Below are 16,583 nucleotides of genomic sequence, written 5' to 3' on the forward strand. Positions count from 1 at the left end.
CCTGTTTTCTTTGGCGCCGCAAGCGACTAGCTTGGGGTCAGGAGATTCCCTGGAGAGATCAGGTGCGCAAACCCCCGCCATTCGACAGCCAGTACGAAGCCGCCGACAGCCTTGCCGAGAGGATTGCGGCCGAGGGGTCCTATTGCGTGGCCGCGATCGGCGCCTTCGGCGGCGACGAAACACGGTCGGCCGACGAGGTCTTCCTCGAGCAGAATGCCCGCTTCCAAGCACATATCGCCGATGCTGCGACGCTTGACGCCCAACTGGCCGAGCTGGTTTTTTCCCTCGACCGGCTGACGGCCGAGGTTTCTGCCGATCTCGATAGTTTCCGGGGGCTGACGCCGCGTGAGAAGATGGCCGGCTGGGTGTCGCGCCAGCGGATGTGGCGCATGTATACGGAACGCGTGCGGGAGGCGCCGGTCATCGAACGGCTGCTCGACCTTCTGACGAAATCGGACGCTCTCGCCAGGCTGATCGCCTGCCAGCGCGCCGCGCTCACCGAACGGCACAGGGCAGCCGAACTCAACCTCGTCGACATCGTCGAGCAGAGGCGCCGACTGGTCGTTTCCATCGATATCGCCCGTCTCAAAATGAAGGAGCTCAATGCCAAGGCGCTGACGACGCAAGGCCGTATCGGCGTCTATGGCAACAGGGCGCACTGGGAGCAGATGGAGGCGGAGCGGCGGGCGCTGAAGGCGGAAGCCGAGCGGATTTCCGCCGGGGAACACGAGATGCGCGACGACAGCCAGCGGCGTGAGCGCTTCATCGGCCTGTTCCAGGCTTTTGTCGATTCGCTGAATGGCCGGATCGCTGCCTGCAACCTGCTGCTGCGCAAGCTGTTGATCGACGTAGAGGAGCGGCTGATCATCTACCAGGCGCAGGTCGATACCGACCGGCCAGGCATGAAGGTGAGGATCAAGCCGGAACTCTTTCCTGATATCGCTGCGCCGATCAGGCTGTTCGAGAAGGGCATGCTGGTCGCCCAGGATCTGGAGCGGCGCAAGGGCCGTGTCGATCTCGAATTCGCCAGAAGGTTCCCGACCTATGCCGAACTGCCGCCGGAAACATCGGGAGCACCTCTGATCGACACAGCGCGCAGGTCCTTCCGTTTCAGCCTGCCTTTCCTGCGCTCCTGACCCACAGGCGCAGACATACCCCTCTTCCCAATGCTTTCATTCCGGAAAATCGAAGGGCTCGTGTTGTGCTCGGCCCATCGAGCGCATATGTGGGATGTAGCGGGGCGGCAATGTCCCGATGTTCGCCTCGCCTGACAGGAGACGACGATGCTTGACCGGATAGCCGGTTTTTTCAGGCTGATCGGCCAGATGATCGGCCGCTGGGCCCGCCTGTTTTCCGCCTGGGCCTTCTGGCCCTTTCTTGCCGCGCACGGCTGGTGTCAGCGCCGGAGCTGGATCATCCGGTTGCCGGTCATCGCGTTCGCGGCGCTGCTGGTCGCGCTCTACGGTTATTTCTTCTGGCAGACGCAGGCCTGGACGAATTTCAATCCCGCATTCGTCGACCAATATCGGCTTTCGGAGCGCAAGGTCGCCGCCGGGCAGGATGTGCCGGTCGCCGAGGGGGCTGCTGCCACGGCGCCGAAGACCTGCCAGCGCTCGGCGATCGTCGACGTCGCGGCCGACCTGACCGATTTTAACGTCAACCAGAACGCATGGATTTCCTCCATGGTGCTCTACAAGGCGGGCTTCTTCGGCATCGACTGGGACCACACGCCCTTCTTCGACAACAAGGCGTCGTTCCAGCGCGGCGTCAACCAGGCGGTCCGACGTACCTCGGTGGAGCTTGTCGACACGCTCGGGCGCGTGCGCGGGACGTCGGGCATCAACAACGACCTGCAGAGCGCGCGCGGCAATCTGCAGTTCGACGAATATAGCTGGTATTTCGGGCTCGATCCCTTCGGAGTGAAGACGCCGACGCCTGCTTATTACCGCACGGCGATCGACAAGCTGCGCAAATTCAACACCGATCTTGCCGCCTGCAACGCCATTTTCGACGGACGTGCCGACAATCTTGTCCAATTCATCGACCGCATCGCCAACGATCTCGGCGGCACCTCCGACATGCTCGCCGAGCGTTCTGAAAACCACAACCGCGGTTGGTTCGATACACGTGCCGACGACCGGTTCTGGTTCGCCTACGGCCAGCTCTACGGCTATTACGCGATCATGGCGGCCGCCCAGGCGGATTTCTCGCAGGTGGTGGCGGAACGCAATCTCGGAGCGATCTGGGGCGGGACCATGCGGCAGTTCCAGTCGGCGCTGCGCATCCAGCCGGCGATCATCTCGAACGGGCGTGAGGATGGCTGGATCATGCCGAGCCATCTCGCCACGATGGGCTTCTATATTCTGAGGGTGCGCTCGAACCTCGTCGAGATCCGTTCGGTGCTCGACCGCTAAAGCGCGTCGCGATCTTTCAGATTCGCTCCTCGCGCTTTGGCTCTTTGCTTTTACGCATGTCGGTGTCGCGCGACATGCTTTGGATCCTGCGCGTCCAGCAGGACGCGCTATCGTTGTTGAATCAGCGGGGTATCGTGTTGTCCTCGAAGCCGACGACGCGCAGTCTTTCGACGAATTCATAGGTGACGCCGACGATGCCGCCGCCGCTTTCATCGTCACGGAAGCGGCCGACGCTGCGCACCAGCTTATAGCCGCCAAGCCGATTGTCGACGCGATAGACGAAATGGAAGCCGACGCCGTGAAGGCTTGCTTCTTCGAAGGTTTGGGCGATCAGGCTGCGGTCTTCCTCGTGGATGCGCGACATCAGCTCTGTCAGGTTGACAGGGCCGTCGCTGTAAGGGAGGCCGAAGATCGCGTGGACATCCTCGCTTGCAAAGAAATGTCCTGTCTCGATGTCGATGCGCCAAAAGCCGAAAAGACGGTAGGCAGCGAGCATCTGGACGACGTCCGCATCGGTAATGCCGATGTGGGCGCGGGATTGTTCTGTCTTGTCAATGACGGGCTGTTCGAAGTGAAGAGGCACGATTCCCCCAGATCACGGGACGACGTGCCGACTCTCTTCCGATTCCTCAGTTGATCAGCTTCAATCGAATTGCCTTAGCTACCAACTGGGTGCGGTTGACGCAATCGAGTTTTTTGATCGCATTCGTCATATAGGCGTTCACCGTATGGTCCGAGAGCGTCAGGATCTGGCCGATTTCGATCGAGGTCTTGCCCTGGGCCGCCCATCGCACAACTTCTAGTTCTCGGTTCGATAGCGCGGTATGCGCGCATTCCTCGTTGCGCTTGACTGCATTGTATGCATCGAGTGCATGGAGAATGATCATTACCAGCTCGTTGATCTCGCTCTGGCCGAGTGCGGTGCGCTCGCCGCAGAACCAAAAGACCAGGCGCTGGCCGTCGGCTGCGATGGTCGGCATGGCAACGCCTGCCGGTATGGCATGGCGCAACATCAGGGCGCGCAGTTCGGCGGGAAAGGCCTGACCACTGACGGCGTCGTTGAGGTGCCAAGCCGGCGGCACAGCGGACTGCCTCAGCCTTAGGCCGAAAGGGCAGCCGCGCATCATGTGGGCGCGGTCGAAATCCCTGACATAGGCGGCCGGAAGCGAGCTCTCGATCAGCAGAGGTTTCAAGAGAAGGTCTTCGGGGGAGGGGGCGTGCATCAGCGTCGCATGCGACAATCCGAAGGCTGTGGAAACCCTGCCGAGCGCCTGCGCAAAAAGGCTGCGCGTTCGAGCGGTCGCAAGCTCTGCCGAAAGCAATGACTGTCTTTCAGAGGTAGTCATGTAAGACATTTGTACGCCTCCGGCAGCCTCAATGTTACCGCTATCAAACACAGAAAATCTGCAGGATGCTAGCCCCAATTAACTTAAGGCAGGCCGATTCATTCAAATTGTGAGAAATTAGCCACGGGAGATCGCGCTCTGATTGAGTTTCGACTTGCAAAGATAACGTTGCGGTATCTTGAGGCGCTTCGTGACGGCATAGCTATGGCCTCACGCAGCAGGGCAGGCGGAGAATCACCTGAGTGAGTTCGATGAGAACTCCGGTCTTCTCGCACCGGCGAAAGGCGATGGACCGGTCCACCTGCAGCACCTTGCGCTGGAGCAGATGAACTGCGTGAACACGGCCGCAGCGGGGCGCCATGTAAGCCGGATTGCGAATGAGAGAACAAAGGTAAGAGGGCCGCAGCGGGCGTCGAAATCCGGCTTGCTGGCGTTCAATCCAATTGCTAAGCGTATGTTCAGTACAACTGAGGCAATTTAATCGTGCGCTTTGCAGTTTCCTTTTTGGTGAAGTGTCTATTTTTCAGATTATTACTTGTTTTTCTCCTTTTGACCTTACCGATCGGAGCGGTAACCTCGCAGGCTGCCGAGGAGAAGAAGGCAGCACAGCCGCCGATGAGCTTCATCCTCGTGCGTAGTTTTCTCTGCCGGGAAAACTGTCCGGAATGGATATCGGCGGAGGGACGCATAACGTCCGATACCCCCGCGCGGCTGAGAAAAATTCTCAAGAAGATCGGCGGCCGGAAATTGCCTGTCGTCTTCCGTTCGGAGGGTGGCGATGTCGATGCCGCCTATGCGATGGGCCGGATAATTCGCAAGGCCGGGCTGGAAACGGCGGTAGGCGGTACGCGGCTGAAGGGGTGCCCCGTTGGGGATACGCGCTGCGAAGCCGCTATTGCGAAGGAAGGTGCCTCGGGCGGCTACACTTATTCTGCTGGTGCATACTGTCTTTCCGCCTGTCCGCTGGCGTTAGCGGGCGGTGCGTCGCGTGTCTCGTCGCAATGGGCCTTTATCGGCGTCCACCAGATCACGACCGTCTACAACAAGGTGCGTGTTTCCTATCGCATCGAATACAAGATCGTGAACGGCAAGAAGAAGGAAATCTCCCGCAAGGAGGTTGGGCGCAAGGTGGCGGGGCAGAGCAGTTCCACCAAACTTGGAAAGAAGGCTACCGCTGCCTTGACGGCCTATTTGAAAGAAATGGGCGTCAGCGAAGATGTGATCGGTCTGATGATGAGCGCCACGCCTGACAACATCAATATCGTACCGGCTGCAGAGGCACTTCGAACAGGTCTCATCACGGACATGCTGTCTTACAATGAGTGGCCCGGCATGCCGCTCTGCGCGCCGGATGCAGCGGCCGAAGCTGTGTGTCACGGCCATCCGGTAGCCGAAGCGCCCGTGGCGGCTAAGGCGCCTGTATCTGAGACGCCGGTATTTGAGTCGCCCGTGCAGGATGCGGCCGCAGACATAAGCGAGAGACTGCCGAGAACCCGGCCGATGGACTTTCTCCTGATGTACAATGGCAATTGCCAGGAGGAGTGCACGCAGTGGATTTCCGCGGATGGAGACATCACGCCGGACACGCCGGCTCGGCTGAAGGCGATGTTGACGACGCTCGGCGAAAGAAAGCTGCCGGTCGTCCTTCAGTCTAATGGCGGGGACATGGATGCGGCTTTCGCGATGGGGCGTATGATCCGTGCGGCAGGTCTGGAGACATCAATTGGCAGAACGCAATTGCCGAATTGTCCTAAGCTGGATCCGCGTTGCATAGCCAGCATCGCCAAAAGCGGACCGACAGAGGGTGAAGTCTTTGCCGGCCGTGCGTACTGCCTTTCGACCTGTACTGTTGTCTTGACGAGCGGAACGCCGCGGATTGTCGGATATTCCGCTATCGGCCTCGTCAGACCCACGGCGGCTGAATATACGAAATTCTTCGCCTACTTCGACGAGATGGGCGTCAGGGCCGAGACATACGAGACCATGATGCTTGCGACATCAATTGAGCAACGGAATATACTTCGTTCTCAGGCGCTCGATCTCGGCATCATCAATGGGATCATCCCTTATGATGAGGAGCCCGGTTATCACCTGTGTGGGCCGGATGCCAAGGAAAGCCTTCGATGCCCCAGGAAAGCTGAAGCAGAGACCGTTCCTGCTGCTGCTTCGGTCAATTGATATCGGGACGCGAAAGAGCATAGCGCGGCGTTTTGCGTCGGGCAGCTGCTTGTTCACCCACTCAAAGGGCCCCTGTGCCGTCCTCTAAGCCTTATCCTTCAAATCGTTCTTTGACGTGACGCTCATGAGCTTCTCCAGGAAGCCGAGCATGACGGCGGAGGCGACGAAGGCGAGATGCATCAGCGTGAGCCACATGATCTTGCCGTCCTCGTATTGGTCGGCGTTGAGAAAGACCTGCAGCAAGTGGATGGAGGAGATGGCGACGATCGAGGAGGCGACCTTGATCTTCAGGCTGCCTGAATCGAGCTTGCCGAGGAAGGAGACCTCGTTGTCGGCCTCGCTGGCCTCGTCGAAGCGGCTGACGAAATTCTCGTAGCCCGAGAGATCATCACCATGACGATCAGGCTGGCGACGAGAGCTGCGTCGATCAGGCCGAGCATGGCAAGGATCATCTCCGCCTCATCGAGTTCGAAGACGCCGGAGGCGATCTTCAGGAACTTGTAGCCGAAGGAAACGGCATAGACAGCGAGCGCCGCTACCAAGCCGATATAGAAGACGACGAGGATCCAGCGGCTCGACAGGATGATGCGCTCGATGATGAGTTCCAGTGCTTTCATGTCTTCACCCTGTAAAACCGCGATCGTTGCCCGCCACATAAACATCCGGCGTGGCGGCCGCAAGGCGCGGCGCTATTCACACCCCGCCGATATTTCGCTATCCCGATAAAGAGAGAACAAATAACTCCGCGTCTGCGGAGGTCGGGACGGGGAACATTCATGCCATCCATCAAATCCGATATCGAGATCGCGCGCGCCGCAGCCAAGAAGCCGATTTTCGAGATCGGGGCGAAGCTCGGCATTCCGGTCGAGCAGCTCGCTCCCTATGGTCACGACAAGGCAAAGGTCAGCGCCGAGTTCATCGCCGCGCAGACAGGCAAGAAGGACGGCAAGCTGATCCTCGTCACCGCGATCAACCCGACGCCGGCGGGCGAGGGCAAGACGACGACCACCGTCGGGCTCGGCGACGGGCTGAACCGGATCGGCAAAAAGGCGATTGTCTGCATTCGTGAGGCTTCTCTCGGCCCCTGCTTCGGCGTCAAGGGCGGGGCGGCCGGCGGCGGTTACGCGCAGGTCGTGCCGATGGAAGACATCAACCTGCATTTCACCGGCGACTTCCATGCGATCACCTCGGCGCACAATCTGCTGGCGGCGATGGTCGATAACCACATCTACTGGGGCAACGAAGAGAATATCGACATCCGCCGCATCACCTGGCGGCGGGTCATGGACATGAACGACCGGGCACTCCGCAGCATGGTCTCTTCGCTCGGCGGCGTTGCCAACGGCTTTCCGCGCCAGGGCGGCTTCGACATCACCGTCGCCTCCGAGGTGATGGCGATCCTCTGTCTTGCCACCGATCTCAAGGATCTGGAGCGGCGGCTCGGCGACATCATCATCGGCTATCGTTTCGACAGGACACCGGTGCATGCGCGCGACCTGAAAGCCGACGGCGCCATGGCGGTGCTGTTGAAAGATGCGATGCAGCCGAACCTGGTACAGACGCTGGAGAACAATCCGGCCTTCGTGCATGGCGGGCCCTTCGCCAACATCGCCCATGGCTGCAATTCGGTAACGGCGACAAAGACGGCGCTGAAGCTCGGCGACTATGTGGTGACGGAAGCAGGCTTCGGCGCCGATCTCGGCGCGGAGAAATTCTTCGACATCAAGTGCCGCAAGGCCGGGCTGAAGCCGGATGCGGCGGTGATCGTCGCCACCGTCCGGGCGCTGAAGATGAATGGCGGGGTGAAGAAGGACGATCTCGGCACGGAGGATGTCGTCGCATTGAAGAAGGGCTGCGCCAATCTCGGCCGGCACGTCGCCAATGTCCGCCGTTTCGGCGTGCCCGTCGTCGTGGCGATCAACCATTTCGTCTCGGATACCGACGCCGAGATCGCGGCAGTGAAGGAATTTGTCTCGAGACTGGGCGCCGAGGCGATCCTCTGCCGCCACTGGGCGCTGGGTTCGGCCGGCATCGAGGAACTGGCACACAAGGTGGTGGAACTGGCCGAGTCAGGACAGGCGAAATTCCAGCCGCTCTACGGCGACGATCTTTCGCTGTTCGAGAAGATCGAGATCGTCGCCTCGAAGATCTATCACGCCGGCGAAGTGACGGCCGACAAGGCGGTACGCGACCAGCTGCAGACATGGGAGGAGCAGGGCTACGGCAATCTGCCGATCTGCATGGCGAAGACGCAATATTCCTTCTCGACCGATCCGAACCTGCGCGGCGCGCCGGAAGGCCATATCGTCACGGTGCGAGAGGTGCGGCTTTCGGCGGGAGCCGGTTTCGTCGTCGCCATCACCGGCGAGATCATGACGATGCCCGGCCTGCCGAAATCGCCGTCGGCGGAGCGGATTTTCCTCAACGATCAAGGTTATATCGAGGGATTGTTCTGATCCTGGGAGCGCTGGACGGGCCGTTCGGCCAGACGACGCTGGCGCTTCTCAAAGTCCGGATCGATGAACAGCCAGATGAAAAGCTTTTCCAGAGGGGCGGAAAACAGCATTCCGATGACAAGGAACCAAGGCAGTTCGCCGGTAACCGATCCAATGGCGACGAAAAAGAGAGCGGCAATGAAGTATGCGATGATCTTCATTCGCCGCCAACCCTTGTCTTTGCATTTGCATCTTTGATTTGGATATTTCACGGCCTGATTCAAGCGCGGATTGCAGGCTTTTGAAACAATTATGTCCTCTGCTCACGAACCGCAACGTCCGGTTTCAGAGGGATCGGACATAGGGGCCGTTGAGGTATTTGCGGAAGCGCCAACGACCGCCATTCCCATCATGCTCGTTCAACGTTCAGTTCTCGGCCAAAGCCAAACTGGCAGGCCGCGATGCGTTTGCAGAAACCAGATGCTACATGAGTTAGATTTCTTCTGGAGGTTGTAAAATGAGAGACTGAACAGGTTTTGGCGGCGTGCTATGATTGAAGCCGCATTCACGACAACACGCCTAGAAATGACCGAGGACCGGGAGGCAGGGGTCCTGTCGTTGAGGCAGATCAAAGGATGCCCCGTCAGGATGTCAGTATGACGCGGAAGAAAAAGGGGGGAACGATGAAAAACACATCCGTGAAGCTGATTCTTGCCGGGCTCATCAGTCTGGGCTTGCCCTTGGCGACCGCAGCCCAGGAGGCCACGGATATCGGCGCGCTCGATAAGGCCACCGCCAATAGGGCGTTTGCCAGCAAGCCGGCCTATTCGCCCTATGTAGGGCGTAACTTTCCGACCCGGCCGTTTTTCGGCGACACTCATTTACACACCGGAGCGTCGTTTGATGCCGGGGCATTCGGTGCGAGGCTGACGCCCCGCGATGCATATCGCTTCGCGCGCGGTGAGGAAATCATGGCGTCGAGCGGCCAACCGGCCAAGCTGTCGCGGCCACTCGATTTCCTGGTGGTCGCAGACCATTCCGATAATATGGGCATGTTTCCTGATCTTTTTGCCGGCAAGCCGGATGTTATCGCCGATCCGCAGGCCAAGACTTGGTACGATATGATCAAGTCGGGTGACGGCGGCACGGCAGCGCTGGAGATCATCTTCAGCTTCGGCAAGGGAACGCTTCCTAAGTCGATGATCTATGGCCCGGAGACGCGTCCCTACAAGACAGCGTGGCAGGATACGGTAAAAGCCGCCGAAGAGTACAACGATCCCCGCCGATTCACCGCCTTTATCGGCTACGAGTGGACCTCGAACACTGCAGGAAACAATCTGCATCGCAATGTGATCTTCCGCGACAACGGCGACAAGGCGGATCAGGTCGTTCCCTACACGACCCTGAAGCCGTTGGGCAGTGACAACCCCCGCGACCTGTGGAAATGGATGCAGGCGTATGAAGAGAAGACAGGCGGCAATGTGCTGGCGATCGCCCATAACGGCAACCTGTCTAACGGTCGGATGTTTCCGATGATCGAGTCATTCACTGGCAAGCCGGTCGACAAAGAATATGTCGAGGAGCGTGCAAAGTGGGAACGTCTCTACGAGACAAGCCAGACGAAGGGTACCGGTGAGGCCCATCCCACTCTGTCTCCAAACGACGAGTTCGCCGATTTCGAGATCTGGGATTTCGGCAATCTCGATGCCAGCGTCCCCAAAACTCCGGATATGCTCGAGTTCGAATATACGCGGTCCGCATTGCGAAATGGCCTCAAGCTCGAAGCGCAGCTTGGCACGAATCCGTATAAGTTCGGCTTGGTCGGCAGTTCCGATGCGCATACAGGACTTGCGGCCATGGAGGAGGAAAACTTCTTCGGCAAGACGACGCCGCAAGAGCCAAGCCCGGAGCGTCTCACGGCGACTTTCGTAAAAAATCCTAAAACGAATATCATGGTCATGGATTGGGAAGTGGGCGCGTCGGGTTATGCCGCCGCCTGGGCGATGGAAAATACCCGAGAGTCGATCTGGGATGCGATGCAGCGCAAGGAGACTTACGCCACTACTGGACCACGAATGACCGTGCGCTTCTTTGGCGGCTGGGACTTCGAGCCAGCCGATGCCCAGAGCCGCAATCCCGGCGCTGTCGGATATAGCAAGGGCGTGCCTATGGGCGGCGACCTCACTGCCGCGCCGGAAGGTAGGGCGCCGACATTCCTCGTCGCTGCGTTGAGGGATCCGATCGGAGCCAATCTCGACCGCTACCAGATTGTGAAGGGCTGGCTCGACGAGAACGGCGAGACCCACGAAGAGGTTTACGATGTTGTCTGGGGCGGCGACCGCAAGCCAGGCGCCGACGGCAAGGTGCCGCCGGTCGGCAACACCGTGGACATCGAGAATGCCAATTGGACCAATACCATCGGCGCACCGGAATTAATCGCGGTCTGGAAAGATCCGGGCTTCGACCCGAAGCAGAAGGCCTTCTATTACGGGCGCGTCATTGAAATTCCGACACCGCGCTGGACCGCCTATGACGCCAAGCGGTTCGGCGTCAAGCCGCTGGAGGGGACGCGGATGACCATCACCGAACGCGCTTACACCTCACCGATCTGGTATACGCCTTGATGTAAGGACATTTTTTCACGATGCCGGCGGCTATGTGGGCCGCCGAACCTTTCGGGGCTCATTCACTCCGTAAACGAGCAAGTGCGATGGTGTTGAAGAGTGTGTTGAGGGAACCGCTGGTCCACTTCCTGCTGTTGGCGCTGCTGATTTTCGCGGCCTACGGGGCAATCGGCACCGACGCGAAAGACGGGCCGGACAGCATCGTGGTAACGGCACCGAAGATCGAGCAGATGGCCATCCTGTTCACCAAGACCTGGCAGCGTTCACCGACTGCGGAAGAACTCAAGGGCCTCATCGACGACTATGTGAAGGAGGAGATCCTCGTTCGTCAGGCGCTTGCGCTTGGGCTCGACGAGGACGACACGGTTGTTCGTCGCCGCTTGCGCCAGAAGATGGAGTTCCTGAACGTCGCGGACGCCGATGCGCTCGGTGCCACCGATGCTGAACTGGAGGCCTATCTGGCGGCCAATCCGAGGGCGTTCGATGTCGATGCGAAGCTGGCATTCCAACAGAGCTTCCTCAACCCGGAGCGGCGTGGCGAGACAGTCGCACGGGACGCAACCTCCAACCTGCAGGTACTGCTGACCAATCCTGCGGTAGATTACACATCGCTCGGTGATGCCACTATGCTTCCGTCCGATCTGCCACTTACCGACAAGACATCGATCGCTCAGACTTTCGGGATGGATTTCGCCGAGGCACTCGACAAGGCTCCTGTGGGGCAGTGGACAGGTCCCGTCCTTTCGAGCTTTGGATTTCATCTCGTCCGGGTGGTAGAACGCAAGCCAGGCCGAGTGCCGAGCCTCGACGAGGTGCGCGACGCCGTGACGCGCGAGTGGATCAATGCAAAACGGAGGGAACTCGATGACCAACGTTTTGCGGAGCTTCTCAAAGGGTATGTCGTGCGCATCGAGAGCCTAACCGACGCGAAAACCAGCCCATGATGCGGCTCGGAGCCCTACTGGGCCTACTCCTCCTGGTATTTCTAAGCGTGCCGGGATACGGCCATGAAATTCGGCCAGCTTATCTCGATATGCGCGAAACCGCCCCGAACGAGTTCGCGGTCGTTTGGAAGATCCCGGCGCAAGGCGAGATGCGGCTCAGCCTTTACGCACGCCTGCCGGTCTCGTGCAGGGAGAAGGCCATGCGCACGAAGTCGATCGAAGGCGGCGCATATATCGAGCGATGGACGGTCACCTGCGCAGGCGGGTTGAAAGGTGGCGAAATCGGTATCAACGGGCTGCAGTCAACCATGACCGATGCCCTTGTCCGCATCGAATACGCGCGCGGCAATAAGGAGATTGCCCGTCTCAAGCCGGAAATGCCATCCTTCGCCGCAGCCGGAGCGCAAACCAGCATCGAGGTGGCGAAAACCTATTTCCTGCTGGGGGTCGACCACATCCTTTCCGGCATCGATCATCTGTTTTTCGTTTTTGCTCTCATCCTGCTCATTCGGGATCGATGGATGCTGATGAAGACGATCACGGCCTTCACCGTCGCTCACAGCATCACTCTGGCTGGAGCGTCGCTTGGATATTTCAGTCTGCCGCAGAGGCCAGTAGAAGCAACGATTGCCCTCAGCATAGCGTTTGTCGCCAGCGAATTGATCAAGATCAGGCCTGGCGAAAGGCGACTTTCCGAGAGCTATCCGTGGGTCGTGGCTTTCGCGTTCGGGCTGCTGCATGGTTTCGGCTTTGCTGGCGCTCTCAAGGAGATCGGTCTGCCGCAATCGGATATGCCGCTCGGCCTTCTGACATTCAACCTTGGCGTCGAGGCGGGACAGCTGATCTTCGTGGCCGCAGTGCTGATCCTGTTCAAGGTGGCGGGCGCCTTGAGCACAATACGGCCCACGCTGGCACGTCAGGGGGCAGCCTACATCGTGGGCACCGCCGCGATGTTCTGGCTGGTCCAAAGGATCGCAAGCCTGGCGGCTTGAAACCGCGATCCACCGGAAAGTCTGCTTCACGCGCCGTAAGCGGAAGTCGGGGTGCTGAGCGGCAATGTCCCATCTGGAGGCCAAGCAGATTGCGCTTGGCCTCGGCCTGCCGAGAAGGATCATGCGATACGCAAGCTCGCCGCCATCCGGCTTTGCTTTCAGCATTATGCTCTAGTGACAATAACGATAGTTGCCCTTCCTCTCGATGACGTCGAGATGGAAATGCGTTTCGTGGGCGGCGTCGCTTTCCGGGTCGAGGACGGTGGTGAAGTAGAGGCAGCCGGCGGCGCTGACGGTGCGCTGGAAGGCGCCGGTGAGCGTCGGATCCTCGCGGCGAGAGCGGACGGCGACATCCTCGCCCTTTTCGAAATGGAAGCTCGCAATGTCGATGGCGTTGCCGCGGGCATGTTCGGAGATCTTGCCCGTTTCGGCGCCGTTCCGCAGGCGGCACATATAGGACGTTGCCTGGTTGACGGTGGTGATGCGGCCCCGTTCCGGCAGAGCGGTGGAGGCCGCCGGGATGACGCTCTCCTTCATCCAGCGGGCAAGGGCAAGGGCCGCCGGGCAACGGATCGTCGCCTCCGGCTTCAGCTTGATGCCGGGCAGGGCTTCGGAGACGATGATCGGCTTGTCGATGCCGCAGCCATTGCCGTCGTCGATGCGCGGCGCGTCCTTGAAGACGACGCCCAGGGCCTGAAGCGCGGCCGTGCACTCGGCGTGGTCGGCATCGCTTTCGGGCTCGATCGTCAGATGCTGTTCCTCAAGTGTTTGTGCGGCGGGGGGCTTGTTCTCCTCCGTCGGAGCCTGCGGGTTTTCCTTCCCTGGGGGAAGTGGCGGACCCTGCATTGGTTTGGCGGGTTCAGTTTTCGGCGTCGCCGGTTCGTTCGGCGTCGATGTCTCTGGTTTTTGGGTCTCTGGTTTTTGATTGTCGGGCTTCGGTTCAGGAGTGGGCATTTCTGCGGCCGGCGGCGGTTGCGTGCCTCCGGCATTTGAATCGGGGGTGGGTGCGGAAGTGCCCTCGATATCCGGCCTTTGTTGTGGCAGAGGGCCGTGAACGGGCAGGCGGGCACCGGCAAGAACGGCGGTTGCGGCGAGAAGGATCGCCAGTATCGCAAGTTTTCTCAACGCATCCGATTCCCTGGTGTCGATAGCTAGGGATAACGCAAGCGGGCGGATTTCGTTGCAATTTCGCAACGTCGGGACAGATCATTAAAACTTGATAAGTTTATTCAACATAAGTCGCCGGTTTATGTTGACAATACTTCTCATGTTTTTTATGCGGCGAAAAGAAGGCGGAATTCTGCATCGTCTTCATCCGCAAAAGCCCAGCCAGCCCATCGAGCGTTCGACGCGCCACGACCAGCCAGCCCGGTAATCATCATTAAGGGGTAGGTTATGATCGTCCGGCATTGGCGTTCGGTTCTATTGGTCTGCACGGCAGCCACAGTTGTTCTTCCTGTTTCGCAGTCTTTCGCGCAAAGCGCTTCGGCAACCACGCCACAAGCCACGACGGATGACAGCACCGTCCTGCAGAAGATCGTCGTCAAGGGCAAACGCGTGGCGCCGGGCAGCGTCGCCGACACGCCGCTTGCGACCGAGATCACCGCCAAGACGCTGGAAGAAAAGCAGGTCACCAATTTTGACGATATCGGCCGCAGCGTCGATGCAGGTGTGAACTATTCACGTGGCGACGCGGGCTTCAACCTGCGCGGCCTTTCCGGCGCTCGCATCCTGACCACCATCGACGGCATTCCGATCCCGTATATTTCGAATAGTTCACGCCAAGGCGCTTTCGCGCCGGCCAACGCCAATGGCGGCGGCGACACCTTCGATTTCGATTCGCTCTCCTCGCTCGATATTGTCCGCGGCGCGGATTCGAGCAAGGGTGGCTCGGGAATGCTCGGCGGCGCCATCGTTCTCAATACGCTCGAGCCGGAGGATCTTATTCCCGAAGGCCGTGATTGGGGTGCGATCGTCAAGTCGACATACGACAGCGAAGACCGCAGCATTTCCGGCTCGGCGGCGGCTGCCAAGACGATCGGCAACACGTCGATCCTGTTTCAGGGCGGCTACCGCAAGGGCCATGAACGCGACAATATGGGCGACAATGACAGCTATGGTCGTCCTCGCACCGAGGCGGATCCCGCCGATTTCGACCAGCACAACCTGCTCTTCAAGCTGCGCCAGGAGCTCGAAGGTGGTCATCGCATCGGCCTGACGGCCGAACGCTTCCGACGCGATCTCAAGACCGACCTGCGCGAGCTTCAGGGCGGCACCACGCCCCGCAACTTCCTGATCGACAATTATGACGGCCGCGAATTGCGCGACCGCGACCGCGTTTCTCTCGATTACGATTATGAGGCGCAGTCTTCCGACGCATTCTTCAGCAGTGCGCGAGCCACGCTTTACTGGTTGGATTTGAAGAAGGAAGCCGGCAGCATAGGCCGTACGACTGCCAATGTGGCTTATGGCCGTAACAACCAGATAGAAAACGAAGCCTGGGGCTTCAGCGGCACGGCGACGAAGGATTTCGAATATTCCGGTCTCAGCCATTCCGTTCGCGTTGGTCTCGACGTCGGCGTTTCGAGCTGGAGCCAGTATAGCTGGGCCCTTTGCCCGACGCCCACAACGTGCCCGGCGCTGAACAACCAGGCGGAAGTGCCCAATGTCGACAGCCAGAATCTTGGGCTGACCTTCGAAGACAAAATCGAAATCGGCAATACCGGCTTCGCGCTGACACCCGGCTTCCGCTTCGACTGGTTCAACTACAATCCCTCGACCGGCGGAAGTTTCGCAAGCAATACCGGGCTTACCCGTTTCGGGGACCTGAACGATCGGACGGAAGCCGGCCTGTCGCCGAAGATTCTTGCGACATACGAGCTGACGCCTGACGTGCAGATTTACGCACAGCTGGCAGTCGGTTTCCGTGCACCCACCGTGGACGAGCTCTACAGCCGCTTCTACAACCCGACGGGTCGTTATGCCCAGCTTGGCAATCCTGATCTGGAACCGGAAATCGGCCGCGGCGTCGAAATCGGCGCCAATTTCGACACGGGCGATTTTACCGGTCGGCTTGCGGCTTTCCACACCCGCTACCAGAACTTTATCCAGACGGTGACGAGCGTCGACGCGACCGGCTTCACGACATTTAACTACACCAACGTGTCTGCGGCCACGATTTCGGGTGTTGAAGCCAGTGCCGTCAAGACGTTCAACAACGGCATCAACCTGCATGCGTCGCTTGCCTATGCCTATGGCCGGAACGAGGATACAGGCAAATACTTGCGATCGGTTGCTCCCTTCAAGGCGATCATCGGCGGCGGTTGGAGCAACGACAACTACGGTTTCGATCTTTCCTCGACGCTTTCGGCAGCCATGCCTGACGACGATGTTGCGACCACATTCGATGCGCCTGGTTATGGTGTCGTCGATCTGACGGCATGGTGGACGCCGGAACAGTTGAAGGGTCTGCGGATCCAGGGAGGTGTCTACAACATCTTCGATCAGGAGCATTACAATGCGCTCGCCGTGCGCGACGTCAACCTGACCTCGGTGACGGCGTCGCAGCCGCAGGAGTGGTATTCGGAGCCGGGCCGTACGTTCAAGGTGTCGATCACCAAGACTTTCTGATCGCGATCACCTCTTCAAGG

Annotated in this window: 12 protein-coding genes and 1 pseudogene; 8 read left to right on the forward strand and 5 right to left on the reverse strand. The window is 59.5% G+C overall.

Features of this window, described 5'->3' with window-relative positions; translation table 11 throughout:
* Window positions 1–62: 62 nt before the first annotated feature.
* Window positions 63–1,136: a hypothetical protein gene (locus BS629_RS16695; protein ID WP_018243094.1), complete on the forward strand. Its 1,074-nt coding sequence runs from the start codon at window positions 63–65 to the stop codon at window positions 1,134–1,136.
* Between the two features lie 147 nt (window positions 1,137–1,283).
* Window positions 1,284–2,414 (forward strand): DUF2333 family protein, encoded by a 1,131-nt coding sequence (locus BS629_RS16700; protein ID WP_018243093.1) that lies wholly within the window; start codon window positions 1,284–1,286, stop codon window positions 2,412–2,414.
* A gap of 121 nt (window positions 2,415–2,535) precedes the next feature.
* Here BS629_RS16700 and BS629_RS16705 read toward each other — a convergent pair whose 3' ends face one another.
* On the reverse strand, window positions 2,536–2,997 hold the full coding sequence (locus tag BS629_RS16705) for a PAS domain-containing protein (protein WP_018243092.1): 462 nt from the start codon (window positions 2,995–2,997) through the stop codon (window positions 2,536–2,538).
* A 46-nt stretch (window positions 2,998–3,043) separates the two neighbouring features.
* Complete coding sequence (locus tag BS629_RS16710; protein WP_077988325.1) at window positions 3,044–3,769, reverse strand: helix-turn-helix transcriptional regulator; 726 nt, start codon at window positions 3,767–3,769, stop codon at window positions 3,044–3,046.
* Between the two features lie 474 nt (window positions 3,770–4,243).
* On the opposite strand from BS629_RS16710, the gene BS629_RS16715 reads away from it, so the two are divergent.
* Window positions 4,244–5,938 carry a hypothetical protein gene (locus BS629_RS16715; protein ID WP_077988326.1) on the forward strand — a complete coding sequence of 565 codons (1,695 nt, stop codon included), beginning with the start codon at window positions 4,244–4,246 and terminating at the stop codon, window positions 5,936–5,938.
* A gap of 84 nt (window positions 5,939–6,022) precedes the next feature.
* Here BS629_RS16715 and BS629_RS16720 read toward each other — a convergent pair.
* Window positions 6,023–6,555 (reverse strand): annotated as a pseudogene (locus tag BS629_RS16720) (TIGR00645 family protein).
* A 159-nt stretch (window positions 6,556–6,714) separates the two neighbouring features.
* On the opposite strand from BS629_RS16720, the gene BS629_RS16725 reads away from it, so the two are divergent.
* On the forward strand, window positions 6,715–8,394 hold the full coding sequence (locus BS629_RS16725; RefSeq protein ID WP_018243088.1) for a formate--tetrahydrofolate ligase: 1,680 nt from the start codon (window positions 6,715–6,717) through the stop codon (window positions 8,392–8,394).
* Here BS629_RS16725 and BS629_RS16730 read toward each other — a convergent pair.
* The gene (locus tag BS629_RS16730; RefSeq protein ID WP_018243087.1) at window positions 8,373–8,594 is read right to left on the reverse strand and encodes a hypothetical protein; all 222 of its coding nucleotides are present in this window, start codon (window positions 8,592–8,594) and stop codon (window positions 8,373–8,375) included. The two genes, BS629_RS16725 and BS629_RS16730, sit on opposite strands and share 22 nt — an antisense overlap.
* A 462-nt stretch (window positions 8,595–9,056) precedes the next feature.
* Between BS629_RS16730 and BS629_RS16735 the strand changes: the two genes are divergently transcribed.
* From BS629_RS16735 to BS629_RS16745, 3 genes are read left to right on the forward strand one after another with little or no spacing between them, the layout of a single operon-like run.
* On the forward strand, window positions 9,057–10,997 hold the full coding sequence (locus tag BS629_RS16735; protein WP_077988327.1) for a DUF3604 domain-containing protein: 1,941 nt from the start codon (window positions 9,057–9,059) through the stop codon (window positions 10,995–10,997).
* Between the two features lie 32 nt (window positions 10,998–11,029).
* Window positions 11,030–11,941 carry a peptidyl-prolyl cis-trans isomerase gene (locus BS629_RS16740; RefSeq protein WP_245268238.1) on the forward strand — a complete coding sequence of 304 codons (912 nt, stop codon included), beginning with the start codon at window positions 11,030–11,032 and terminating at the stop codon, window positions 11,939–11,941.
* On the forward strand, window positions 11,938–12,933 hold the full coding sequence (locus BS629_RS16745) for a HupE/UreJ family protein (RefSeq protein WP_018243083.1): 996 nt from the start codon (window positions 11,938–11,940) through the stop codon (window positions 12,931–12,933). The genes BS629_RS16740 and BS629_RS16745 overlap by 4 nt, the downstream gene beginning before the upstream one ends.
* Before the next feature lie 171 nt (window positions 12,934–13,104).
* Here the strand turns inward: BS629_RS16745 and BS629_RS16750 are convergent, their stop codons facing one another.
* The gene (locus tag BS629_RS16750; protein ID WP_026188485.1) at window positions 13,105–14,058 is read right to left on the reverse strand and encodes an extensin family protein; all 954 of its coding nucleotides are present in this window, start codon (window positions 14,056–14,058) and stop codon (window positions 13,105–13,107) included.
* A gap of 270 nt (window positions 14,059–14,328) precedes the next feature.
* Between BS629_RS16750 and BS629_RS16755 the strand changes: the two genes are divergently transcribed.
* The gene (locus BS629_RS16755; protein ID WP_018243081.1) at window positions 14,329–16,563 is read left to right on the forward strand and encodes a TonB-dependent hemoglobin/transferrin/lactoferrin family receptor; all 2,235 of its coding nucleotides are present in this window, start codon (window positions 14,329–14,331) and stop codon (window positions 16,561–16,563) included.
* The last annotated feature ends 20 nt before the right edge of the window (window positions 16,564–16,583 follow it).

Origin of the sequence: Rhizobium leguminosarum bv. viciae USDA 2370 (genome assembly GCF_002008365.1) — a bacterium.
GTDB classification, from domain to species: Bacteria; Pseudomonadota; Alphaproteobacteria; order Rhizobiales; family Rhizobiaceae; genus Rhizobium; species Rhizobium leguminosarum.

Bases quoted from the DNA above. Each gene is read 5' to 3' on its own strand.
- BS629_RS16700 (WP_018243093.1), top strand. From the start codon at position 1,284: ATGCTTGACCGGATAGCCGGTTTTTTCAGGCTGATCGGCCAGATGATC.
- BS629_RS16710 (WP_077988325.1), bottom strand. From the start codon at position 3,769: ATGTCTTACATGACTACCTCTGAAAGACAGTCATTGCTTTCGGCAGAG.
- BS629_RS16725 (WP_018243088.1), top strand. From the start codon at position 6,715: ATGCCATCCATCAAATCCGATATCGAGATCGCGCGCGCCGCAGCCAAG.
- BS629_RS16730 (WP_018243087.1), bottom strand. From the start codon at position 8,594: ATGAAGATCATCGCATACTTCATTGCCGCTCTCTTTTTCGTCGCCATT.
- BS629_RS16735 (WP_077988327.1), top strand. From the start codon at position 9,057: ATGAAAAACACATCCGTGAAGCTGATTCTTGCCGGGCTCATCAGTCTG.
- BS629_RS16740 (WP_245268238.1), top strand. From the start codon at position 11,030: ATGTGGGCCGCCGAACCTTTCGGGGCTCATTCACTCCGTAAACGAGCA.
- BS629_RS16745 (WP_018243083.1), top strand. From the start codon at position 11,938: ATGATGCGGCTCGGAGCCCTACTGGGCCTACTCCTCCTGGTATTTCTA.
- BS629_RS16755 (WP_018243081.1), top strand. From the start codon at position 14,329: ATGATCGTCCGGCATTGGCGTTCGGTTCTATTGGTCTGCACGGCAGCC.